At 70.4% G+C, this 21,074-nt stretch carries 20 protein-coding genes and 1 tRNA gene; 7 read left to right on the top strand and 14 right to left on the bottom strand.

The window, feature by feature from the left end; all coding sequences use genetic code 11:
- Nucleotides 1–119 precede the first annotated feature (119 nt).
- Nucleotides 120–509, top strand: a complete 390-nt coding sequence (locus ABZX85_RS26030; protein WP_355873112.1) for a hypothetical protein — start codon at nt 120–122, stop codon at nt 507–509.
- 252 nt (nt 510–761) lie between these two features.
- Nucleotides 762–1,625 carry a fused MFS/spermidine synthase gene (locus ABZX85_RS26025; RefSeq protein ID WP_355873110.1) on the top strand — a complete coding sequence of 288 codons (864 nt, stop codon included), beginning with the start codon at nt 762–764 and terminating at the stop codon, nt 1,623–1,625.
- A 381-nt stretch (nt 1,626–2,006) separates the two neighbouring features.
- Here the strand turns inward: ABZX85_RS26025 and ABZX85_RS26020 are convergent, their stop codons facing one another.
- From ABZX85_RS26020 to ABZX85_RS26000, 5 genes are all read right to left on the bottom strand, one after another.
- Complete coding sequence (locus ABZX85_RS26020; protein ID WP_355873109.1) at nt 2,007–2,708, bottom strand: hypothetical protein; 702 nt, start codon at nt 2,706–2,708, stop codon at nt 2,007–2,009.
- 239 nt (nt 2,709–2,947) lie between these two features.
- Nucleotides 2,948–4,390: a GH1 family beta-glucosidase gene (locus tag ABZX85_RS26015; RefSeq protein WP_355873107.1), complete on the bottom strand. Its 1,443-nt coding sequence runs from the start codon at nt 4,388–4,390 to the stop codon at nt 2,948–2,950.
- A 288-nt stretch (nt 4,391–4,678) separates the two neighbouring features.
- Complete coding sequence (locus ABZX85_RS26010; RefSeq protein ID WP_355873104.1) at nt 4,679–5,587, bottom strand: carbohydrate ABC transporter permease; 909 nt, start codon at nt 5,585–5,587, stop codon at nt 4,679–4,681.
- 10 nt (nt 5,588–5,597) lie between these two features.
- On the bottom strand, nt 5,598–6,611 hold the full coding sequence (locus ABZX85_RS26005) for a sugar ABC transporter permease (protein WP_355873101.1): 1,014 nt from the start codon (nt 6,609–6,611) through the stop codon (nt 5,598–5,600).
- A gap of 5 nt (nt 6,612–6,616) precedes the next feature.
- Entirely contained in the window at nt 6,617–7,954 is a 1,338-nt protein-coding gene (locus tag ABZX85_RS26000; RefSeq protein ID WP_355873099.1) for an extracellular solute-binding protein, read from the bottom strand.
- Nucleotides 7,955–8,303: 349 nt separating this feature from the next.
- Between ABZX85_RS26000 and ABZX85_RS25995 the strand changes: the two genes are divergently transcribed.
- Entirely contained in the window at nt 8,304–9,350 is a 1,047-nt protein-coding gene (locus tag ABZX85_RS25995; protein WP_355873096.1) for a LacI family DNA-binding transcriptional regulator, read from the top strand.
- A gap of 42 nt (nt 9,351–9,392) precedes the next feature.
- Here the strand turns inward: ABZX85_RS25995 and ABZX85_RS25990 are convergent, their stop codons facing one another.
- Nucleotides 9,393–9,758, bottom strand: a complete 366-nt coding sequence (locus tag ABZX85_RS25990) for a hypothetical protein (protein WP_355873095.1) — start codon at nt 9,756–9,758, stop codon at nt 9,393–9,395.
- Between the two features lie 110 nt (nt 9,759–9,868).
- Between ABZX85_RS25990 and ABZX85_RS25985 the strand changes: the two genes are divergently transcribed.
- Complete coding sequence (locus ABZX85_RS25985) at nt 9,869–10,645, top strand: serine/threonine protein kinase (protein WP_355873092.1); 777 nt, start codon at nt 9,869–9,871, stop codon at nt 10,643–10,645.
- 89 nt (nt 10,646–10,734) lie between these two features.
- On the opposite strand, the gene ABZX85_RS25980 is transcribed toward ABZX85_RS25985, so the two are convergent.
- From ABZX85_RS25980 to ABZX85_RS25960, 5 genes are all read right to left on the bottom strand, one after another.
- Nucleotides 10,735–11,568 carry an aminoglycoside phosphotransferase family protein gene (locus tag ABZX85_RS25980; RefSeq protein ID WP_355873090.1) on the bottom strand — a complete coding sequence of 278 codons (834 nt, stop codon included), beginning with the start codon at nt 11,566–11,568 and terminating at the stop codon, nt 10,735–10,737.
- Nucleotides 11,569–11,650: 82 nt separating this feature from the next.
- Nucleotides 11,651–11,723: transfer RNA gene (locus tag ABZX85_RS25975), tRNA-His, on the bottom strand.
- 114 nt (nt 11,724–11,837) lie between these two features.
- Nucleotides 11,838–12,440, bottom strand: coding sequence for an oligoribonuclease (gene orn, locus ABZX85_RS25970; RefSeq protein WP_355873087.1), 603 nt, complete (start codon nt 12,438–12,440; stop codon nt 11,838–11,840).
- Nucleotides 12,441–12,591: 151 nt separating this feature from the next.
- Nucleotides 12,592–13,830, bottom strand: a complete 1,239-nt coding sequence (locus ABZX85_RS25965; protein ID WP_355873084.1) for a helix-turn-helix domain-containing protein — start codon at nt 13,828–13,830, stop codon at nt 12,592–12,594.
- 377 nt (nt 13,831–14,207) lie between these two features.
- A complete protein-coding gene (locus tag ABZX85_RS25960; RefSeq protein WP_355873081.1) occupies nt 14,208–14,543 on the bottom strand; it encodes a hypothetical protein in 336 nt (111 codons plus the stop codon).
- 332 nt (nt 14,544–14,875) lie between these two features.
- Between ABZX85_RS25960 and ABZX85_RS25955 the strand changes: the two genes are divergently transcribed.
- Together ABZX85_RS25955 and ABZX85_RS25950 are read left to right on the top strand one after the other, a co-directional pair.
- Nucleotides 14,876–15,403: a universal stress protein gene (locus ABZX85_RS25955; protein ID WP_355873079.1), complete on the top strand. Its 528-nt coding sequence runs from the start codon at nt 14,876–14,878 to the stop codon at nt 15,401–15,403.
- Between the two features lie 111 nt (nt 15,404–15,514).
- Entirely contained in the window at nt 15,515–16,093 is a 579-nt protein-coding gene (locus ABZX85_RS25950; protein WP_355873078.1) for a GPR1/FUN34/YaaH family transporter, read from the top strand.
- Nucleotides 16,094–16,209: 116 nt separating this feature from the next.
- Here the strand turns inward: ABZX85_RS25950 and glmS are convergent, their stop codons facing one another.
- A complete protein-coding gene (glmS, locus tag ABZX85_RS25945; protein ID WP_355873075.1) occupies nt 16,210–18,027 on the bottom strand; it encodes a glutamine--fructose-6-phosphate transaminase (isomerizing) in 1,818 nt (605 codons plus the stop codon).
- A 14-nt stretch (nt 18,028–18,041) separates the two neighbouring features.
- Nucleotides 18,042–18,299, bottom strand: coding sequence for a hypothetical protein (locus tag ABZX85_RS25940; protein ID WP_355873072.1), 258 nt, complete (start codon nt 18,297–18,299; stop codon nt 18,042–18,044).
- Nucleotides 18,300–18,498: 199 nt separating this feature from the next.
- Between ABZX85_RS25940 and ABZX85_RS25935 the strand changes: the two genes are divergently transcribed.
- Complete coding sequence (locus ABZX85_RS25935; protein ID WP_355873069.1) at nt 18,499–20,064, top strand: metallophosphoesterase family protein; 1,566 nt, start codon at nt 18,499–18,501, stop codon at nt 20,062–20,064.
- Between the two features lie 72 nt (nt 20,065–20,136).
- Here the strand turns inward: ABZX85_RS25935 and ABZX85_RS25930 are convergent, their stop codons facing one another.
- On the bottom strand, nt 20,137–21,009 hold the full coding sequence (locus tag ABZX85_RS25930) for a DUF4429 domain-containing protein (protein WP_355873067.1): 873 nt from the start codon (nt 21,007–21,009) through the stop codon (nt 20,137–20,139).
- Nucleotides 21,010–21,074: the final 65 nt, after the last annotated feature.

Genomic DNA, 21,074 nt, shown 5'->3' with positions numbered 1-21,074 from the left:
ATCTCATGCGCGATCTGCCATGAAGTGCCATCCTTTGCGGCTGACTTCCGCCGTAGCCGTTGACGGAGTGACGCGTTGAACGCTGTGGACTGCAATCAGGCTGCGCGGTGGAGGCCGGCATGGAGACCAGCCAGAGCAACGACCCCTGTACGACGCCGTCGACGGCGCCGTGCGATCTCGTGACGGTGCCGACGCGCCAGGGCCTGGAGGCGGTCGACATCCTCCGCCGCGGCGCCTGTGACGCGGTCGGCCCCGTCCTTCACGACGACGACGGCCGCACCCTCGGCTTCCTCGTCCCCCCAGGAACCGCTGCCGCCTGGGACGTCCCCGGCAGCACCTGCACGGAGACCGACGGCCGCGGCCTGCGGCTCACCCCCGATCCCCCTGTCGAAGGCTCCGACTGGCTCCTTCCCCCGGGCGACACGGACCTCGCGACCGACCCCACCCAGCTGAGGCGCGCCCTCGGCGAGGCGGCCCGGCTGATCGAGGCCGCGGACAGCTGCCGCTGAACATTCCCTGGGGGAGCGGAAACGGTCCTTCAGGGGTGGGGGAGTGCTCGCGCGGTCCGCGCGGGAGCGCGCCGGAGGCGGGGCTTCGCGGGTGTGTGTACGGAGTGCGCTTGCCGGGGCGCGGAATTGACTGGCCCCGCGCGCGTGGGTGGGGGCGGCCCTTCCGGGGCGGCTCGCGGCGGGGCGGCTTGCGGTGGGCGGGGGAGGGGGCGCCGGTCGGCGGTTGTCAGTGGGGGCTGCGACGATGGGGGCATGGCGAAGGGCAAGGGTGGTCGGCGGGGCGATGCCGAGGGTGTGGTGGAGGAGGTCGACGGCGGGTTGGCGCAGCTGGTGCCGGACCGGGACCGCGCGCGGGCGTGGACGCTGCTGATCGACGGGGCGCCGCAGTCGCATGTGGATCTCGACGATCCGGGGTTCCTGTCGTTCGAGTACCAGCGCCGGCTGGGGCATGTGATCGACCTCGTCGCGCCCCCGGGCAAGCCGATCCACGCCGTACACCTCGGCGGCGGTGGACTGACGCTCGCGCGGTACGTCGCCGCGACGCGTCCCCGGTCCACCCAGCAGGTCGTCGAGTGGGACGCGCGCCTGGTCCAACTCGTCCGCCGGGAACTCCCGCTGGACCCGGGGGCGCGTATTCGCGTCCGGTCGACCGACGCGCGCGAGGGCCTCGCGAAGGTTCCGGACGGCTGGGCGGACCTGGTCGTCGCCGACGTCTTCAGCGGCGCGCGCACCCCGGCCCACCTGACGTCGACGGAGTTCCTGGACGAGGTCCGCCGTACGCTGCGCCCGGGAGCCGTCTACGCCGCGAACCTGGCCGACGGGCCGCCCCTGACGTACCTCCGCGCCCAGATAGCCACCGCGGCGGCCCGCTTTCCCCACCTCGCCCTCCTGGCGGACCCGACGGTCCTGCGCGGCAAACGCTTCGGCAACGCGATCCTCGCCGCCTCCGACAGCCCCCTCCCCCTCCCCGAACTGACCCGCCGCGCCGCCTCCGACCCCCACCCCGTCCGCATCGAACACGGCCGCGCCCTCACGGACTTCACGGGCGGCGCGACGCCGGTCACCGACGCGTCGGCGGTGCCTTCTCCGGTGCCGCCGGCTTCGGTGTTCCGGTGAGGTGGGGGTGGGGGGGGGAGGGGGCGGGGTATCGCCGGCGGGCTTCGCGGGCGGCGTGGGGCGGTGATGGGCGCGGCGGGGTGGGACAGGGGGGGGCGCGGCGCGTGCCGAGTGCGGCGCGTGAGTCGTGGCCGGTGTGGGGTGCGTGGGGCGTGGCTGTGAGGCGTGCGGGGTGCGGGCGCGGGCGGTAGGGGTGTGAGGTCCTGGGACGCAGGATGCCGGTATGAGCGTGCGGGGTGCCGGGGTGCCGGGGTGCGGCCGTGCGGGCGTGCGGATCGAGGGGGCGGACACGTCTCCGCCTCAGCGGGTGCGGCCGTGCGGGCGTCGGCGTGCGGGTGTGGGCGTGCCCTCAGAGCCCCGACCCCCTGAAACCCACCCCCCTCAGAAGCCCCCAGGCCCCCCGAACCCCCCAGGCCCCGCCCCGCCCCCGGGCCCGTGCGGATGGTGATGAAACCCGTCCAGCAGCACATCCGCCAACAACATCCCACCCACCCCCGCCGCCCCCGCGACAGCGGCCGTCTTCCACCACGGCGCGCTGTACCACCCACCCGGAACGGCCCGCCCGCCCACCACCCCGCCCGGGTGGTAGTACGGCGTGTCCGCCCCCGGAACGGCCGACGCGGAGTACGTCCGCCCGCCGACCCTCACCTCGCCGCCGGAGGCCACCTCCTCGTTCGCCGCGGGCAGCGCCGGACCGGGATCGAGCCCCAGGGCCGTCCGCGCGGCCCGCACATGGTGGAGCCCCTCCAGAGCGGTTCGGGTCACCAGGGCGTACTGGGCGGGGGAGTAGGCGGTGGCCGACTGCCCCTGGGCGGCCCGATGCCGCTCGGCGGCGTCCGCGAGGCACTGCCGGGCCGCGCGATCGCTCCCCGCGTCCAGCGTGGAGATCGCCCCACCGAGCCGCTCGACCCACCGATGAGCCTCGGCGGCGGCGTCCACCCCCACGTCGTACGGCCCCTCGGGCGCCCCGTGAGACCCGTAGGACCCGTACGACGGTGCCACCCCCCGAACCTCCCGCCGCTTCGCGAACATCACCGCCCCGCCGATGACCACCCCGAGCACCACCAGCGTGATGAACCCCATGCCGTCCTCCCGAAGATCTACGGGTATCACCCGTACGACCAGGGAACTCCCGGCAGTTGAGAGGCGCCTGCGGGGACCCTGAGCGGCCCCTGTGAGACCGGACGAGCCCGGACGAGCCCGGACGGGGTGCGGCACGTCCCCTCCACGTGCCGCACCCCGAGTACCCGTAGTACCTCCGAGCCACGCGACAGCCGGATACCTCCGAGCCGCATGCCTCCGAGCCACATACCTCCGACGAGCTACGCCGCCCCGCCGACCCCCGGCTCCGCCCCCGGAAGCACCCCGGTCCGAGCCACCTCCCCGTACCACCGCGCACTCGACTTCGGAGTCCTCGCCAACGTCGAGTAGTCCACGTACACCGCCCCGAACCGCTTCCCGTACCCGTACGCCCACTCGAAGTTGTCGAGCAGCGACCACAGGAAGTACCCGCGGACATCGGCCCCGTCGGCCAGCGCGTGCCGCACCGCGGCGAGATGCCCGTGCAGATAGGCGATCCGCTCGGGATCGTGCACCCGCCCTTCCGCGTCCGGCTTGTCGTCGTAGGCGGCACCGTTCTCGGTGATGTAGAGCGGCAGCCCCGGCGCCTCCCGGGTGTACCGCATGATCAGCTCGTGGAGCCCGGTCGCGTCGATCGTCCAGCCCATCTCCGTCCGCTCGCCCGGCGTCTGGTGGAAGGCGACGTCGTCGGCGCCCGGCCAGGGCGTGTGCGAGCTGGCCCCGTGCCCGTCGGCCCGCTTCCCCGGCGCCACCGCCCCGCCCGCCGAGACCAGCGTCGGCGAGTAGTAGTTGAGCCCGAGCGCGTCGAGCGGCTGGTTCGCGGTACGCAGATCCCCGTGCTGGACGAAGGACCAGTCGGTGACGGACGAGGTCGCCGCCAGCAGGCTCTCCGGGTACGCGCCGTGCAGGATCGGCCCGTGGAAGGTCCCGTTCGCGAGGTCGTCGATCTTGCGGACGGCGGCGAGGTCGGCCGGGTCCTGCGAAAGGGGCCGTACGACATGGGAGTTGAGGCTGAGCGCCACCGAGTTACGGGCCGGCATGACGGACCGCAGCGCCGAAGTGGCCAGCCCGTGGCCCAGGTTGAGATGGTGGGCGGCCTTCAGCGCGGCGGCCGGGTCGGTCCGCCCCGGCGCGTGCACTCCGGAGCCGTACCCCAGGAAGGCGCTGCACCAGGGCTCGTTGAGAGTGATCCAGTGCTCCACCCGGTCCCCGAGGGCCTCGCCGACGATCTGCGCGTACTCCGCGAACCGCAGCGCCGTGTCCCGGGCCGGCCAGCCCCCGGCGTCCTCCAGCTCCTGCGGCAGGTCCCAGTGGTAGAGCGTGAGCGCCGGCTTGATCCCGGCCGCGAGCAGCTCGTCCACGAGCCGCCGGTAGAAGTCCAGGCCGACCTGGACGGCGGGCCCGCGCCCGGTGGGCTGCACCCGCGACCAGGAGACCGAGAAGCGGTACGCGGACAGGCCCATCTCCGCCATCAGCGCCACGTCGTCGCGGTAGCGGTGGTAGTGGTCGACAGCGATGTCACCGGTCTCACCTGCGGCGGTCTTTCCCGGTGTACGGCTGAAGGTGTCCCAGATCGACGGGGTACGGCCGCCTTCCCGCACCGCCCCCTCGATCTGGTACGCGGAGGTGGCGGCGCCCCAGAGGAAGGTGGAGGGGAAGGAGACGGGGGTAATGGGCTCAGACATGGAAGCGCTCCCATAGGTGGTCGTCGAGACCGACGGAGAGTGGAGGGGGGATGGTGGGGCGAGCCTGCGGGGTTCGGCAAGTGGGGGATGGGTGGGCGGAGTTGGGCCGAGGGGAGGCAACCCCCGCCCGGTACCGGGGACTTGGGCCGGGCGGGGAGCCGGGGCGACGTCGGCCCGGCTCCCGGCGGCGTCGACGGGGCCGTACGGCTCGTCCCGGCCCGCCGGCCGTTCGTACATCTGCCCCGCGTTGGGAGGCCGTACCCGAACTCCGTTGCGGAGTCACGGAGTTCAGCCCTTGACCGCTCCCTGCATGATCCCGCCCACGATCTGCTTGCCGAAGATCGCGAAGACGAGCAGGAGGGGGACGGTACCGAGGAAGGCGCCGGCCATGATGAGGGACTGGTCGGGGGTGTAGCCGCGGCCGAGTGCGGCCAGGGCGACCTGGACCGTGGGGTTGCCGGTCTGGCTCAGGACGAGGAACGGCCACAGGAAGTCGTTCCAGGACTGCACGAACGTCAGCATGCCGAGGACGGCCATCGCGGGCCGCGCGGCGGGGAACACGATGTGCCAGATGATCCGCCAGCTGCCGGCCCCGTCCACCCGGGCCGCCTCGATGAGTTCGTCGGGCAGCGCCTGGATCAGGTACTGCCGCATGAAGAACACCCCGAAGGCGCTCGCCAGCGACGGCAGGATCACGGACTGGAGCTGGTCGGTCCACTCCAGCTTCGCGACCATCATGTACAGCGGGATGATGCTGAGTTGGGGCGGCACCATCATCGTCCCGATGACGATCAGCATCATCGCGCCCCGCCCCCGGAACCGGAGTTTGGCGAAGGCGAACCCGGCGATGGTGGACAGGATCACGATGGTGATCGCCGAAGTCCCGGCCACGATCGTGGTGTTGAAGAACGCCTTGCCGAGGTTGGCGTCGGTCCACGCCTTGTCGAGGTTCTTGAAGAGGTTGGAGCCGAACCAGAACGGGGGCGGTGTCTGGGCCAGCCGGTTGGTGTCCCGGGAGGCGGCGACCGCCGTCCAGATCAGCGGGGCCAGCGAGCCGAACGTGAACAGTCCGAGGACGATGTAGGCGATCGGGCCGCCGTGCAACTGTCCGCCCGCGCGGCCCGACTTGGCGAGCCGGCGGCGCGTGGCCTTCGGTGCCGCCTCCTCCGGGGCGGGCTTGGGCAACGTCGTCGTCACCGTCGTACTCCTAACTGCCACTGCTGGCGCGCAGGCGGCGCGAGATGACGTAGTTGACGATGCCGATCACGATGAGGATCAGGAACATCGTCCAGGCGATCGCCGAGGCGCGGCCCAAGTGCTGGTTGACCCAGCCCTGTTCGTACAGATAGAGGCCGAGCGTCTGGAACTGGTGCTCCGAGCCGCCGGACGCGCCCTTGCCCGAGTCGAACAGCAGGGGTTCGCCGAAGATCTGGCTCGCGCCGATGGTCGAGACGACGACCGTGAAGAGGATCGTCGGCCGCAGCGACGGCAGCGTCACGTGGATGAACTGCTGCCAGCGGCTCGCGCCGTCCAACGCGGCTGATTCGTAAAGGTCGCCCGGGATCGCCTGCATCGCCGCGAGGTAGATCAGCGCGTTGTAGCCGGTCCACCGCCAGATGACGATCGTCGAAACGGCGATCTGCGAGGCCCACTTGTCGCTCTGCCAGTCGACCGGGCCGAGACCCACCAGATCCAGGCCCCAGTTGATCATCCCGTAGTCGTGCCCGAAGAGCAGCGCGAAGACGAGCGAGGCGGCGGCGATGGACGTCGCGTACGGCGCGAGGATGACGACCCGGTAGAAAATCGAGCCGCGCAGCCGGTAGTTGAGGATGTGCGCGAGTCCCAGCGCCATCAGCAGCTGCGGCACGGTCGAGATGATGCCGATCGTCAGCGTGTTCTTCGCGGCGTTCCAGAAGAACTCGTCGTCGAAGATCCGCGTGTAGTTGCGCAGCCCCACCCACTTCATGTCGGTGGGCGCCGTCAGCTCCACCTGGTGCAGCGAGGACCAGCCGGTGTAGATCAGCGGGAACAGCCCGAAGGCCAGGAAGAGCAGGAAGAACGGCGAGACGAACGTGTACGGGCTCCACTTGATGTCCCGCTGCCAGCGCCGCGAGAGCCGGGCCCGGCGGCGCTTCTCCGCCTCGGAGGGTTCACCGGGCGCGGGGCGGCCCGGGGCCGCGCCCCCCTTCACGGGGGGCGCGGCGGTGTCGTGACTGGCCATCCGGGTCACTTGTCCAGGTTGTTGTCGATGGTCTTGGTGGCGTTGTCCCAAGCCTCCTGGATCGACTTGCCCGTCGCGACGAGGAGCACGCCGTTCTTGGTCAGACCCGTCTGGATGATCTGGTCCTTCGGGCCGATCGACTGGACCGGCACGTTCTTGGCGGCCTCGGTGAAGATCTTGCCGACCGGGGCGTCACCGGTCATCTCGTTCTTGGCGTCGAGGACTTGGGGCGTGGTGTACGCGGCCGGCGTGCTCGGGACGCTGCCCTGGACGGCGAAGAGCTTGGCGAGCTGCGCGGGCTGGGTGAGCCAAGTCGCCAGCGCCTCGGCCTCCTTGACGTGCTTGCTGGCCTTCGGGACGGCGAGGAAGGTGCCGCCCCAGTTGCCGACCTGCGGCGCCTGGGCGACGTCCCACTTGCCGACCGCGTCAGGCTTCGACTTCCCCTTCAGGTAGCCGAGCATCCACGGCGGGCAGGAGATCGTGGCGAACTTGGTGTTGGCGATGGACTGTTGCCACGGCGTCTCGAACTGTGCGACCGGCTGCACGAGGCCCTTCTGCGCGGCCTCCCCGGAGAGGTCGAAGGCGGCCTTCACCGCGGGGTTCGTCTTGTAGATGACGTCTCCGGCGGCGTTGTAGAACTTCTCCTTCTCGCCGCTGGTGATGGCGTTGAACAGCCCGCCCGGCGAGTCCATGAAGTAAGTCCCGCTGGGCGCCTTGGACTTGTACTGCTCACCGACGGCCAGCAGCTTCTTCCAGTCCCCGGCCCACAGCTGGCTCACCTTGTCACGGTCCGTGGGCAGCCCCGCCGCCTTGAAGAGGTCCGTGCGGTAGCAGATGGCCATCGGGCCGATGTCCGTGCCCAGGCCGATCGTCTTGCCGTCCTTGGTCGTCGACTGCGACCACTTCCAGTCCAGCCAGTTGCTCTTGGAGACGCCCTCGGCCTTGCCGATGTCCTCGAACTTGTCCGCCTGGGTCGCGACGACCTCCGCGATGTTGCCGACCTCGATGGCCTGGATGTCCATCAGACCGCTGTTGGTGGTCAGGTGGTTGAGCAGCGCGGGGTAGTAGTTGTCGTTCGACTCGACGACGTTCTCGGCGATCTTGATGTCCGGGTGGAGCTTCTCGTACTCGGTGTAGAGCCCGGCTTCCTTGAAGCCCTGCGTACCGAAGAGACCGAGGGTGATCGTCGTCTGCCCTTTGCCGCCACCGCCACCGGACGACGCCGACGGGTCGTCGGAGCCGCTGCCGCTGTCGTCGGCACAGCCGGCCAGCAGCCCGGCGCCCAGCGACACGGCAGCCGCCAGGACCACCACCCGACGGGAGGTTCGGGATCGTGCTCGCATTGCGTCCTCCTGTTGCCCTGACGTGCCGACCCCCCGGCCAACTGCATGGTTGGGCCCGTTCTTTTCTCGCTGCGGCTCGGGCGGGGAACGTGCGGGATGTGTATGTGTCAGGTAGTGTGGGAGCGCTCCCACAAGTGATGTGTTGAAGAGTCGTCGGTTCCGGCGGGGGTGTCAAGGGCGTCGACGCGGAGAGATGCGTTCAGTTATCGGGACGTTAACTGAGAGCGGGGCGCATCGGTTTTCGGCCGGTCGGGTCCCGCTGGCGAGGGTGTGGTGCGGGCCGTTTCATGTCAGGACAGGGCTGTTAGATTCCAGGCCAGTGCGTAGCGAACGAGGGAAGGCGGGGCCCATGGCAACCCACGGAGCGCGGGGCCGCAGCGGTGGCCGCCCCACCCTTGAGGAGGTCGCCGCGCGCGCCGGGGTCGGCCGGGGCACCGTCTCCCGGGTGATCAACGGCTCCCCGCGGGTCAGCGACGCCACCCGGGCGGCCGTCGAGGCGGCCGTCGCGGAGCTCGGATACGTCCCGAACACGGCCGCCCGCGCGCTCGCCGCCAACCGCACCGACGCGATAGCGCTCGTCGTCCCCGAGCCGGAGACGCGGTTCTTCTCCGAGCCCTACTTCTCCGACATCCTGCGCGGCGTCGGGGCCGAACTCTCCGACACCGAGATGCAGTTGCTACTGATCTTCGCGGGCAACGACCGGGAGCGGAAGCGGCTCGCGCAGTACCTCGCGGCGCACCGTGTGGACGGCGTCCTGCTGGTCTCCGTGCACGCCGACGACCCCCTCCCCGACCTGCTCTCCCAGCTGGAGATCCCCTCCGTCATCAGCGGCCCCCGCTCCGCCGCCGAGACGCTGCCGTCCGTCGACTCCGACAACTACGGCGGCGGCCGGTCCGCCACGGAACATTTGCTCTCGCGCGGCCGGGAACACATCGCCCACATCACCGGTCTGCCCGATGTGTACGGTGCTCAGCGGCGCGTCGACGGGTACCGGGACGCGATGGAGAACGCGGGCCGGGAGCCGCTGATCGAGCCCGGGGACTTCACGGAGGAGAGCGGTTACCGGGCCACCCAGCGCCTGCTCGCCCACAGCCCCCTCCTGGACGCCGTCTTCGCCGGCTCCGACGTGATGGCCGCCGGCGCCCGCCAGGCCCTCCGCGAGGCCGGCCGCCGTACCCCGGAGGACGTAGCTCTCGTGGGGTACGACGACTCCGCCATCGCCCGCCACATGGCCCCGCCCCTCACCAGCGTCCGCCAGCCCATCGAGGAGATGGGCCGCCACATGCTGGACCTCCTCCTCACCGAGATCGCGGACCGCCGCCCGGCGGTGTCCCGGGGGCTGGAGCGCCGGCAGGTCGTGGTGGCGACGGAGCTGGTGGTACGAGCGTCGTCCTGACGACGCCGGCACCACCGGCCGGGGCCCAGCGGCGACCGGGGCTCACCATCGGCGAGGCGCCGGCGGGGGAGGCGCCTCCGAACGCCGCGCGGAACGGCCCGAGGCTCGGTTCGTGACGAGCCAGACGACGCCGAGGATGACGGCACCGGCGGCCCAGGCGAAGAGGACGAGGCCGGAAGCGATGGTGGTGCTGACCTCGTTGACCGTCTGACACGATTCGCTCGCCCCGCACTTCGCCCCGTCCCTCGGGGCGGTGCTGATCACGCTGACGAGCCAGATCAGCATCAGTGCGTTGAACGCGAGGATCACCCAGGTCAGCACCCGCCAGTGCGGCCGACGCAGCCGACGACGGCGCGGCGCGGCGGGCGGCGGCACCGGACTGGGACTGCTCCATCCCTGGTACGACATACCGAGCCTCCCAACCACACGAACGGCCCACATCTCGACGATACGACCCCCGACCCCACCCGGCAGTTTCTCGGTGGACCGGCGCAGGGGAGGCTGACACACTCCCCGCCATGCCCCCGCACCCCCTGCTGGACGTCGAGCACGTCCCCGTCCCCCTGGAGAGCTACCTCGCGGGTATCGGTGAGGTCTTCCGCCGCTTCACGGCACCCGAGCAGGACTCGGGGTGTACCTCCTACGGTGTACGCCTCCCCGACGGCGAGCGCTGGTTCGTGAAGGCCCCGACGACCCCGGAGGCGCACCGCACGCTGGACCAGGCCTGGCGGTTCCACCAGGACGTACGGCACCCCGCGATCGTCCCGCAGCTCCACCGGCTGGGCCCGGCGGCGGTACTGCCCTGGCGGAGTGGCGACCTGCTCCACACGCCCCAACACCGGTCCCGTTTCCGCCGGTTGTCGCTCCCCGAGATCCACCGGGCCCTGCACACGCTGCTGGACGCCCACCTGACCGTGGAGTCGGCGGCCTGGCAACCGGTGGACTTCTACGACGGCGCCCTCCTGTACGACTTCCCCCGCGCGACCCTCCACCTCATCGACCTCGACGAGTACCGCCCCGCCCCCTTCCGCCTGACCACCGCCCGCCTCCCCGGCTCCCGCCGCTTCATGGCCCCCGAGGAGTGGCACCGAGGCTCCTGGATCGGCCCCCGGACGACGGTGTACGTCCTCGGACGTGCCCTGCGCCTGCTGCTGGACGCGGGGAACGAGGAACGCGAATGGCGGGGCACGGAGGCCCAGGCGGCGGTGATCAGCCGGGCGACCCGGGAGAACCCGGAGGAACGCTTCGCGGACGTGCGGGAGTTGGCGGGGGAGCGGGGGAGGGTGACGGAGTAGGGCTCCCGGAAAAGCTGGGGGAGTTGGAGCAGCTGGAGGACCGGCGCCCGGTCGAAGCCCCCTCCCGTCGACCCCGCCCCTCAACTTCCCTACCCCTCACACCGGTCCAGCGCCGAGCGAACCCTCTCCAGCCCCTCCACCCGCAGTCGTTCCCGGTCAGGCATCCGGTCGTCCGCTCGCCACCGCCATGCCGAGAACAGTGCCCAGTTCAGGGCCCGGCACCGGAGGATCAGCTGACGGTCGGCCCCTTCGCAGTACGCGTCCACCTCTTCGGGAGCATGCGCGAGGTCGAACTCGACGGGGCCGTGGCAGCACGTACCGAGGTCCACGAGGAGCGGCCCCTGACTCGTGTGCAGGAGGTTCCCGGAGTGCGGCTCGCCGTGCAGGAGTTGGTCGCGGGAGCGGTCGGCGTCGAGGGCGGCTCCCAGGCGATGGAGCGTGCCGATCAAGAACTCCCGCTCGGCGGAGGGGAGTTCGGGAGCTCTTTCGGTCACCTCGCGCAGCGCCGTGGTGACCCGATCGGTGACGTGGGGCGCGTCCAGGGAGATCCGGCGCAGGGCGGTGTGGTGCCGGGTGAGTACGTCGGCGTAGGCGTCCGGCGCGATCTCCGTCCCCACGGGTTCGTAGTACGTCCACAGCGAGACGGCGAAGCCGTTACGCACATGGACGCGCGGCTCGGCCCGGGGATCGAGCCCACCCACCGGGGCGCCGGCCCCGACGAGCAGCCGGGCGACCTCCACCTCGAACGCCGAGTCGGCCGCCTGCTCCGCCGGCGCGACCCGGGCCAGCACCTCGCAGGGGAGCAGCCGCAGGGCGACCCGGTCGGAGTCGTGGACGACCCGCATGTCGTCCACCCGAAGACCCAGCCCCGAAGCGGTGGCCCGCGCCGCCTCGACCGCCCGCCGAAGATCCGGTGGCCTCATACCCGTCCCCCTCAGGTATCCCGCAGCACACATACGACTAAGGGCCGACCTGCCTGAGCAGATCGGCCCTTAGCCCGATGAGGGTGAGTGACGGGACTCGAACCCGCGGCATCCTGGACCACAACCAGGTGCTCTACCAGCTGAGCTACACCCACCATGACCGGCGACTGGAGTTTGTTTCTCTCCGACCGGCCGAGAAAAAGTGTACAGGGTCCGAAGGGGTGCTCGCGCACGGGTTTCCCAGCACCCCTTCCGGGGGACCTGCGGCTCTAGCTCGCGGGGAGTACGTGTCGCGCCGCGATCGACTTCGCGGTGTCGGAGTCGGGGCCCGGCTGGGGGACGAAGATGGCGTCGCGGTAGTAGCGCAGCTCGGCGATGGACTCGCGGATGTCGGCGAGGGCGCGGTGGTTGCCGTTCTTCTCCGGGCTGTTGAAGTAGGCGCGCGGGTACCAGCGGCGGGCCAGCTCCTTGACGGAGGAGACGTCGACGATGCGGTAGTGGAGGTAGGACTCCAGCGCGGGCATGTCCCGGGAGAGGAAACCGCGGTCGGTGCCGACGGAGTTCCCGCACAGCGGGGCCTTGCCGGGCTCCTTCACGTGCTCGCGGATGTACGCGAGGACCTGCTCCTCGGCCGCCGCCAGCGTCGTACCGCCCGCCAGCTCGGCCAGCAGCCCGGACGAGGTGTGCATCTGACGCACCACTTCCGGCATCGTCTCCAGCGCCGCGTCCGGCGGGCGGACGACGATGTCGACCCCCTCGCCGAGCACGTTCAGCTCGGAGTCGGTGACGAGGGCGGCAACCTCGATGAGCGCGTCGTCGGACAGCGAGAGGCCGGTCATCTCGCAGTCGATCCACACCATGCGATCGTTCATGCGTCCACCCTAAGGCTGACATCCACCGATCGGGTGTACCGCGACCTGGGAGGTACCCCCTGAGAGGTGCACCCCGAGACGGACAGAAGCCTGGCCCGGAAGGACTACCCCTTCCGGGCCAGGCGTCAGACCGGTCGACCGATCGGTACGGTCACGCTCCGCTGCGCTGCCCCGGCAGGGCCGCGCGGGCGCCGGCGTACGGGTCCCGGTCGCGGGAGACCGCGTGGTCCGGGGCGAGTCCGGCGGTCGCGGGGGAACCGACGGACGCCGTACGGCGGGCCTGCATGGGCACCGGCGCCTCGGAGTGCAGCCCCGAGGACGGCGGGCCCAGCGGAACCGGCGGCGGATCACTGTCCAACTGGCGCTCGCTCTGCGGACGACGGGCCCGGTACGCGGCCCGGTACGCGGCCGGCGACGAACCGAGCTGACGGCGGAAGTGCCCGCGCAGCGCCACCGGCGACCGGAAGCCGCAGCGGCCCGCGACCTCGTCCACCGAGTAGTCGGACGTCTCCAGCAGCCGCTGCGCCTGAAGCACCCGCTGGGTGATCAGCCACTGCAACGGCGCGCTGCCGGTCAGCGAGCGGAACCGGCGGTCGAACGTGCGCCGGCTCATGTACGCGCGCGCGGCGAGCGTCTCCACGTCGAACTGTTCGTGGAGGTGCTCCAGCGCCCAGGAGACGACCTCGGCGAGCGGGTCGGCCCCGATCTCCTCTGGTAAAGACCGGTCGAGGTAGCGCTCCTGACCGCCCGAGCGGCGCGGCGGCACGACGAGTCTGCGGGCCAGCGCGCCGGCCGCCTCGTTGCCGTGGTCCGTGCGCACGATGTGCAGGCACAGATCGATCCCGGCCGCCGTGCCGGCGGACGTGAGGACGTCGCCGTCGTCGACGAACAGCTCTCTCGGATCGACGTGCACCGACGGATAACGTTTCGCCAGGGTCGGCGCGTACATCCAGTGGGTGGTCGCCGGACGGCCGTCCAGCAGCCCGGCGGCCGCGAGGACGAAGGCGCCCGTGCAGAGCCCGACGATGCGGGCCCCCTCCTCGTGCGCCCGGCGCAGCGCGTCGAGCGCTTCCTCGGGCGGTGGCGCGGTGATCGAGCGCCAGGCCGGCACGACGACCGTCCCGGCGCGGGAGATCGCCTCCAGGCCATGTGGCGCGGTGAGTTCGAGGCCCCCTGTGGTCCGCAGCGGGCCGTCCTCGCCGGCGCACACCAGCAGGCGGTAGCGCGGTACGCCGGCGTCCTGGCGGTCGATACCGAACACCGACAGCGGTATGGAACTCTCGAATATGGGGCCGCCGCTGAACAGCAGCACCGCGACGATCTCCTTGCGGCGGCGCCCGGAAAGCTTCCGGGCAGCGGCTTCCGGCGCGGCAGTGGAGTCGTGGCTCATCCTGCTAAGCCCCCCTCGGTGGTCGCGGCTCCTCGGTTGTGTCGCTCCTGCACGTTTCCCCTCGGTCCTGCACGAGTCCCCCGCCGTAGACAGTCAAGATCGAATCTACTGTGTCGCGTCGTGCCGCGGTGGCCAGTTCTCCACCCGGCACATTGTCGACATGGCAACTTGGCGTAAAGCATTCGATCACGAAGCGTTGCACTACGGGGACGCGCAGGGAAGTGCGCCTCGTGGCAGTGGCCAATCTGCGTAGGGTGCGGGGGGTCCTGGAAGCCCTTTCCGCGCAGGTCAAACGGGGGGTGGGGGGTGTTTGGCCAACCTGATGCACAGGTATGGGAAGTTGGCTGAAAAGCGATGTGGTTGTGCGCGGAAACCGGTCAACCGACCGGTGAGCCTCCCCCGGTGTGACGTCCGCCTCGATGCACGCCCGCGCCCGCACGCGGGGGGCGCCTGTGGTGGTGCGTGTGCGGCGCGCGTTCCTCGGCGGGCACCCGGGCCGCGCAGCGCTCCGACTGCCGCAGCAGCACCCGGCACACGGCCGTCACCGCGGCCAGCCCCAGGGCGGTGCCGGCGGTACCGCCGAGGGAGGTGCCGTACCAAAGGAGTACTACGGGTACGAGGAGACAGGAGAAGACCGCCCAGCGGATGAGATCGGTCGTCCGGTCGTCGGCGGACCCTGGCGGTCCCTCGGAGGTATTACGGGGTACGGGCACGGCGGTCTCCCTGGCTCCCGGGGGCGGTGGCGGGGCGGTGGTGGGGGCGGTCGGTCACCGGGTTCAACGCCTGTTCGACCCGTCGGTCACTCGGGTGTAGGGGCCGCGTCAGTGAATCCTGTGCAAACCGCCTGTACGGGGCAGCAACCATTGCGTTACGGGCGCCACCTCGTGCATGCTCCCTGGAACCCCCACCGGACAGGCGCGGGATATGGGCTGAGGAGGCGTGCCGCCGTACCCTTGGGGGTATGGGGTTGGGAAGATGATTCCCGGACAACAGCTCCGCCGCTCCTGTCGCCCTCCCACACAAGGATCGATTCGCCGAGACAGCCATGGCCGGTCACGAATTCTTCGAACCCGCAGACCGCAAGCGGCCCGTCGCCGACCCTACGGCGGCCGAGCCCCAGGCGGCGGAAGAAGCACGTCCCACCTGCGATCCCGCCTTCAAGCACGGCGTGGTCGTCGGCTTCGACGGCTCCATGTCGAGCGAGCGGGCCCTCGCGTACGCCATCGGCATGGCCCACCGCTCCCGTTCGGGTCTGATCATCGTCCACGTCGCCAACCGGCTGCCCACGACCGTGTGGGCGGGCTGCGAACCTCCGGTCTTCGTCGACGTCCCGGACCACCGCACGGAGGTCCTCGGCCTCGAACTCGCCTGCGCGGAGTACCTGTCCGAGGTGCCGTGGATTCTGGTCGAGCGCGGCGGTGACATCTGTCACGAACTCGAAGAGGTCGGGCGGGAGTACGAGGCGGACGCGATCGTCGTCGGCTCCACGCACGGCATCGTCGGCCGGATCTTCGGCTCGGTCGCGGGACGGCTCGCCAAGCGGGCGCAGCGGCCCGTGGTGGTCATCCCGTAGGTCCCGTCCCTCTCAGGTATGAAGCTACCGATGCGTAGAGGTGTTTGTGTCCTTGTGAAGGGCATATAACGCACACCGCACAACTGCACATGCTTGAAGGGAGCCCCCGCCGTGGCCAACGACGTCTCTGCGGGAATCAGCGCAGGCACCTCCACCATCGCCGGCCGACTCGCCCTCGCCGTCACCCTGTTGGCCTTCGGCCTCGGGTACGCCGATGTCATCGACGGAGTCTCGGCGGCCGACGCCGTCTCCGTCGCCCACTACGTCGGCGGAGTCACCCTCTTCGTCGCCGGACTCCTCGCCTTCCGGGACCACGACACCCTGAACGGGACCGGGTTCGTGGCGGTCGGGGCGTTCTGGTTCACCTGGGCCGTGTCCGCCGGCAACCAGGTCTCCGACAACGCGGCGGGGCTGTTCCTGCTGCTGTTCGCCCTCATCGCCCTGTCCCTCACCGTCTCCGGCGGGGACCAACTCACCCAGGGGACCTACGGGTTGTTCCTCGTCGCGCTGGTCCTCATGGCCGTCGCGCGGCTGTGGGGCCCCGACTCCCTGACCAAGGTGGGCGGTTGGTTCGCCGTCGCGGCGGGCGCCGTCGCCTGGTACGCCGCGACCGCGGCCCTGGCCCACTGGCCCACCGCCCTGCCCCGACGTGGACGCGCTGCCGGCCGGGGGGTGACGGCCACCGGCTAAAAGGCAGCCGCAGCCGGGGAGTTGGGCGGCCCCGGCACATATGAACGGACCCCTTGTGAAGGTGGCATCACAAGGGGTCCGTTCCGTTTGGCGGGAGCGAGAACTCCCCGCGAGAACTACTCGACCGTCACCGACTTCGCCAGGTTCCTCGGCTTGTCGATGTCCCGGCCCAGCGCCTTCGCCGTGTAGTACGCGAGGAGTTGGAGCGGGATGCCCATCAGGATCGGGTCCAGTTCGTCCTCGTTCTTCGGGACGACGATCGTGCGGTCGGCCTTCTCCTGCTCGCGGTGGGCGACGGCGACGATCCGGCCGCTGCGGGCCTTGATCTCCTCCAGGGCGGCGCGGTTCTTCTCCAGCAGGTCGTCGTCGGGGACGATCGCGACGGTCGGGAGGGCGGGCTCGATGAGCGCGAGGGGGCCGTGCTTCAACTCCGAGGCGGGGTACGCCTCGGCGTGGATGTACGAGACCTCCTTCAGCTTGAGGGACGCCTCCCGGGCGACCGGGTAACCCCGCACGCGCCCGATGAACAGCATCGAGCGGGCCTCCGCCAACTCGGCCGCCAGCTTCTCGTACTCGGCCTCGTTCGCCATGATCTCCGCGATCTGGCCCGGGAGTTTGCGCAGCCCCTCGATGATCCGCTTGCCGTCGCGCACCGACAGGTCACGCGTACGCCCGAGGTGCAGGGCCAGCAGCGCGAAGGCGACCGTCATGTTCGTGAAGCACTTCGTCGACACGACACAGACCTCGGGACCGGCGTGGACGTACATCCCGCCGTCCGCCTCGCGGGCGATCGCCGAGCCGACGACGTTGACGACGCCGAGGACGCGCGCGCCCTTGCGCTTCAGCTCCTGGACGGCCGCGAGGACGTCGTACGTCTCGCCGGACTGGGAGACGGCGATGTAGAGGGTGTCGGGGTCGACGACCGCGTTGCGGTAGCGGAACTCGGAGGCGGGCTCGGCGTCGGCGGGGATACGGGCCAGCTCCTCGATCATCTGGGCGCCGATCATGCCCGCGTGGTACGAGGTGCCGCAGCCGAGGATCTTCACGCGCCGGATCTGCCGGGCCTCGCGGGCGTCGAGGTTGAGGCCGCCGAGGTGGACGGTGGAGAAGCGGTCGTCGATCCGGCCGCGCAGGACGCGGTCGACGGCGTCCGCCTGCTCGTGGATCTCCTTGTGCATGTAGGTGTCATGGCCACCCATGTCGTAGGAGGCGGCCTCCCACTCGACAGTGGTTGGCTCCGAGGTAGTACGGGTCCCTTCCGTGGTGTACGTACGGAAGTCGTCCGCCTTCAGCGTGGCCATCTCGCCGTCGTCGAGGGTGACGACCTGGCGGGTGTGGGCGACCAGCGCGGCGATGTCCGAGGCGACGAACATCTCCTTCTCGCCGATGCCGAGGACGACCGGGGAGCCGTTGCGGGCGACGACGATGCGGTCGTTGAAGTCGGCGTGCATGACGGCGATGCCGTACGTGCCCTCGACGAGGCGCAGGGCGTCGCGGACCTTGTCCTCCAGCTTCTCGGCCTGCGAGCGGGCGATCAGGTGGGTGAGGACCTCGGTGTCGGTCTCGGAGAGGAACTCGACGCCGTCCGCCTCCAGCTTGCGCCGCAGGTCGGAGGCGTTGTCGATGATGCCGTTGTGGACGACGGCGACCTTCAGGTCGGCCGAGAGGTGCGGGTGCGCGTTCACGTCGGAGGGGGCGCCGTGGGTGGCCCAGCGGGTGTGCGCGATGCCGGTGGTGCCCTTGAAGCGCGCCGGGACCTTGGCCTCCAGGTCGCGGACCCGGCCCTTGGCCTTGACGACCTTCAGCCCGGTGGACTTCGGGGAGGTGATCACGATGCCCGCCGAGTCGTACCCCCGGTACTCCAGCCGCTGGAGACCCTCAAGGAGGAGGGGGGCCACGTCACGCCTGCCGATGTAACCGACAATTCCGCACATATAAAAGCTATTCCTCAGCCGTAGACGATGCGGCGCAACTGCCGGAGCGAGAGCTCCGGCGGCGCGACCGCCCTGTACTTCAGATCCGCCTCGATCCGCTCGAAGATCTCCGTGTTCACCAGGCCCTGGGCCTGGAGCTCGCGGTGGCGGCGACGGACGTAGTCCTCCGTCGTCTCGTCGAAGTAGGCGAGCACGTCCTGGATCACCCGCAGCGCCTCGCCCCGCTGGAGGGGCGTGGACCGCATCAGATGATCAACGAGTTCGTCGTGCACCCGGTAGATCCTGGGGTACCGGGACCCGTTTCGCAAGAAATCTGCCCGCTATCGGGCACGCGCCTGTGGGAGAGCCGTGAGGGAAACTCTTGGGGCGGCGTTGAAGGTCTCATGAGCCCTTGTTCGGGAATCGTCCATTCGGAGTCTTGCGCGCCGTCGTCCTGAAGGACGAATTTCAGACCTCATGGACACTCCTCGCATGGGCGTACCCGAGCAGCTCGCCGCCCGCATGACGATGGCGGAGCAGCACGAGTACCTGCGCGCCAAGTTCTCCCGCCGGTCGATGGTGAGAGGCGGCGCCGTGACCCTCGGCGCCGTCGCCGGCGGCGTCTTCGTGCCGGGCGCCACCGCCCAGGCCGCACCCCGCACCCCGTCTCAGCAAACGGTTGCTGAAAAGGTCGACGGCTCCCTCGTCGCCCCCTTCGGCCGCCACCTCGCCTACGGCAACGACCCCCGCACCGAGATCACCGTCTCCTGGCAGGTCCCGGTCGCCGTCAAGAAGCCGTTCATCCGCATCGGCGCCCACCCCTGTGACCTCTCCCGCAAGATCGACGCCGAGGTCCGCACGCTGTACACGCCGGCCGGCGTCGGCGCGAGCGGCGACCACACGCAGTACTACCTGCACGCCAAGCTGACCCACCTGCGCCCCGGCAAGACGTACTACTACGGCGTCGGCCACGCCGGCTTCGACCCGGCCGAGCCCCGTCTCCTGGGCACCCTGGGCACGTTCACCACCGCCCCCGCCCACAAGACGCCGTTCACGTTCACCGCGTTCGGTGACGAGGGCGTCAGCTACCACGGCCTCGCCAACAACTCCCTTCTCCTGGGCCAGAACCCGGCCTTCCACCTGCACGCGGGCGACATCGCGTACGCCGACCCGACCGGCGCCGGCAAGACCGCCGACACCGGCTTCGACTCGCGCGTGTGGGACCAGTTCCTCGCCCAGACCGAGTCGGTCGCCAAGTCCGTTCCGTGGATGCCCGCTTACGGCAACCACGACATGGAAGCCTGGTACTCGCCCAACGGTTACGGCGGCGAGGAGGCCCGCTGGAACCTCCCCGACAACGGCCCCGACAAGAAGAACCTGCCGGGCGTCTACACCTTCACCTACGGCAACACGGCGATCATCTCGCTGGACGCCAACGACATCTCGTTCGAGATCCCGGCCAACCTCGGTATCTCCGGCGGCACTCAGACCAAATGGCTGGAGGCGCAGCTCAAGAAGTACCGCGCCTCCAAGGACATCGACTTCGTCGTCGTCTTCTTCCACCACTGCGCCTACTGCACCTCCACCGCGCACGCCTCCGAGGGCGGGGTCCGGCAGGAGTGGGTGCCGCTGTTCGAGAAGTACACGGTCGACCTGGTCATCAACGGCCACAACCACCAGTACGAGCGCACCGACGTCATCAAGAAGGGCGCGGTCACCAAGAAGCTCCCGATCGGCGGCACGGCCTACCCCGAGACCGACGGCGTCGTCTACGTCACGGCGGGCGCGGCGGGCCGCAGCCTGTACGCGTTCACCGCGCCGCTGTCCTACGAGGGCCACGAGAACGAGGTCGACTCCGTCGCCTCCTTCATCAACACCAAGGACGGCAAGGTCAACGAGACGGTCACCTGGTCGCGCGTGCGCTACCTCGACTACTCGTTCCTGCGCGTCGACGTCACCCCGGCCGCGAAGGGCCGCACCGCGACGCTGACCGTGCGCGGCATCGCCGAGACCGGCGAGCAGGTCGACCACTTCACGGTGGCCCGCCGGGCGAAGTGACCCGTGCGCCCAGAAGGCGGGGCACACAGGTGAGTTGACCGACAGGCGGTTCTCAAGCGAAGTGACACATCGTCACAGTCGTTTGAGGATCGCCTGTTTGGCGAGCGTGAACTCCTCGGCCGTCAGCACCCCGTCACGATGCAGCTCACCCAGTTCCCGCAGCCGCCGCAGCATCGCGTCGTGGTCGTCTCCGGTGACGGGCGGGGTGGCCGAGGGGATCGCGGGGACGGCGTCGGCGGCGCCCCGCGCCGGATGCGGCAGCCGCGCCTGGACCGCCGCCGCGACCAGCGCCATCAGCGGGTCCTTCTTGAACCCCCACAGCTCGACGGCGTTGGGGTCGTACTTCGGCGGCGCCTTCGTGACCGCGCCCCGGACCGTGAACCGCAGATGCCCGTTCTCCAGCCCGGCGGCCGGCTGCCACTCCACACCGAGGATGTCCCCGATCGCCAACTGCCGTTTCCCGGCGGCCGACTTGGCGTCCTCGGTCTTCCAGTTCCACTCCAGCCGGGCGACGTCCCCGTCGAAGCTCGCGCTGCCGTCCCCGGCGGACACCGAGAGCGGTACGGCGGGCCCCGGCAGCAGGAACGCGTCCACGGGGGTGCCCGGCACCTGCTCCAGGAGCAGCGCGTTACGGACCTCGTCCACCAGGTACTCGGCGACGCCGTACCGGTCGGACTCGACGACCAGCTGATAGGGGTCGTGGGGTTCGGCGAGCCGGCCCGCGGTCGCCAGCAGCAGCGGGTCCGCGCCGTCACGCAGGCGCAGTCTCAACCGGCCGTTCTTCTTGCCCTGTTCGAACGAGACACCGGCCAACGCCTCCAGCGGGACAGCGAGTTCACCCAGGTCCTTGCGGAGCGGACTCACGTTCTTGTCATGGCCGGGGGTCAGTCTCAGCCGGTCGCCGTCGAAGACCCAGGTGCCGTCCTTCTGGATGATTTCCGCCATGACATGATTGTCCACCAGAAGGTGACGGGCGCCCCCGAGGACCGTACTCGGGGGCGCCCGTCTCT

The organism is Streptomyces sp. NPDC004539, assembly GCF_040610055.1.
In the GTDB taxonomy this organism is placed as follows: Bacteria; Actinomycetota; Actinomycetes; order Streptomycetales; family Streptomycetaceae; genus Streptomyces.
This window is presented reverse-complemented; position numbering and strand designations above follow the sequence as displayed.

What these genes read in the sequence shown, in the direction of transcription:
- ABZX85_RS25985 (WP_355873092.1), top strand. Translation starts at nt 9,869, where the DNA reads ATGCCCCCGCACCCCCTGCTGGACGTCGAGCACGTCCCCGTCCCCCTG.
- ABZX85_RS25980 (WP_355873090.1), bottom strand. Translation starts at nt 11,568, where the DNA reads ATGAGGCCACCGGATCTTCGGCGGGCGGTCGAGGCGGCGCGGGCCACC.
- ABZX85_RS26005 (WP_355873101.1), bottom strand. Translation starts at nt 6,611, where the DNA reads ATGGCCAGTCACGACACCGCCGCGCCCCCCGTGAAGGGGGGCGCGGCC.
- ABZX85_RS26020 (WP_355873109.1), bottom strand. Translation starts at nt 2,708, where the DNA reads ATGGGGTTCATCACGCTGGTGGTGCTCGGGGTGGTCATCGGCGGGGCG.
- ABZX85_RS26025 (WP_355873110.1), top strand. Translation starts at nt 762, where the DNA reads ATGGCGAAGGGCAAGGGTGGTCGGCGGGGCGATGCCGAGGGTGTGGTG.
- ABZX85_RS25990 (WP_355873095.1), bottom strand. Translation starts at nt 9,758, where the DNA reads ATGTCGTACCAGGGATGGAGCAGTCCCAGTCCGGTGCCGCCGCCCGCC.
- ABZX85_RS26030 (WP_355873112.1), top strand. Translation starts at nt 120, where the DNA reads ATGGAGACCAGCCAGAGCAACGACCCCTGTACGACGCCGTCGACGGCG.
- orn (WP_355873087.1), bottom strand. Translation starts at nt 12,440, where the DNA reads ATGAACGATCGCATGGTGTGGATCGACTGCGAGATGACCGGCCTCTCG.
- ABZX85_RS26015 (WP_355873107.1), bottom strand. Translation starts at nt 4,390, where the DNA reads ATGTCTGAGCCCATTACCCCCGTCTCCTTCCCCTCCACCTTCCTCTGG.
- ABZX85_RS25955 (WP_355873079.1), top strand. Translation starts at nt 14,876, where the DNA reads ATGGCCGGTCACGAATTCTTCGAACCCGCAGACCGCAAGCGGCCCGTC.
- ABZX85_RS25930 (WP_355873067.1), bottom strand. Translation starts at nt 21,009, where the DNA reads ATGGCGGAAATCATCCAGAAGGACGGCACCTGGGTCTTCGACGGCGAC.
- ABZX85_RS26000 (WP_355873099.1), bottom strand. Translation starts at nt 7,954, where the DNA reads ATGCGAGCACGATCCCGAACCTCCCGTCGGGTGGTGGTCCTGGCGGCT.
- ABZX85_RS25965 (WP_355873084.1), bottom strand. Translation starts at nt 13,830, where the DNA reads ATGAGCCACGACTCCACTGCCGCGCCGGAAGCCGCTGCCCGGAAGCTT.
- glmS (WP_355873075.1), bottom strand. Translation starts at nt 18,027, where the DNA reads ATGTGCGGAATTGTCGGTTACATCGGCAGGCGTGACGTGGCCCCCCTC.
- ABZX85_RS25995 (WP_355873096.1), top strand. Translation starts at nt 8,304, where the DNA reads ATGGCAACCCACGGAGCGCGGGGCCGCAGCGGTGGCCGCCCCACCCTT.
- ABZX85_RS25935 (WP_355873069.1), top strand. Translation starts at nt 18,499, where the DNA reads ATGGGCGTACCCGAGCAGCTCGCCGCCCGCATGACGATGGCGGAGCAG.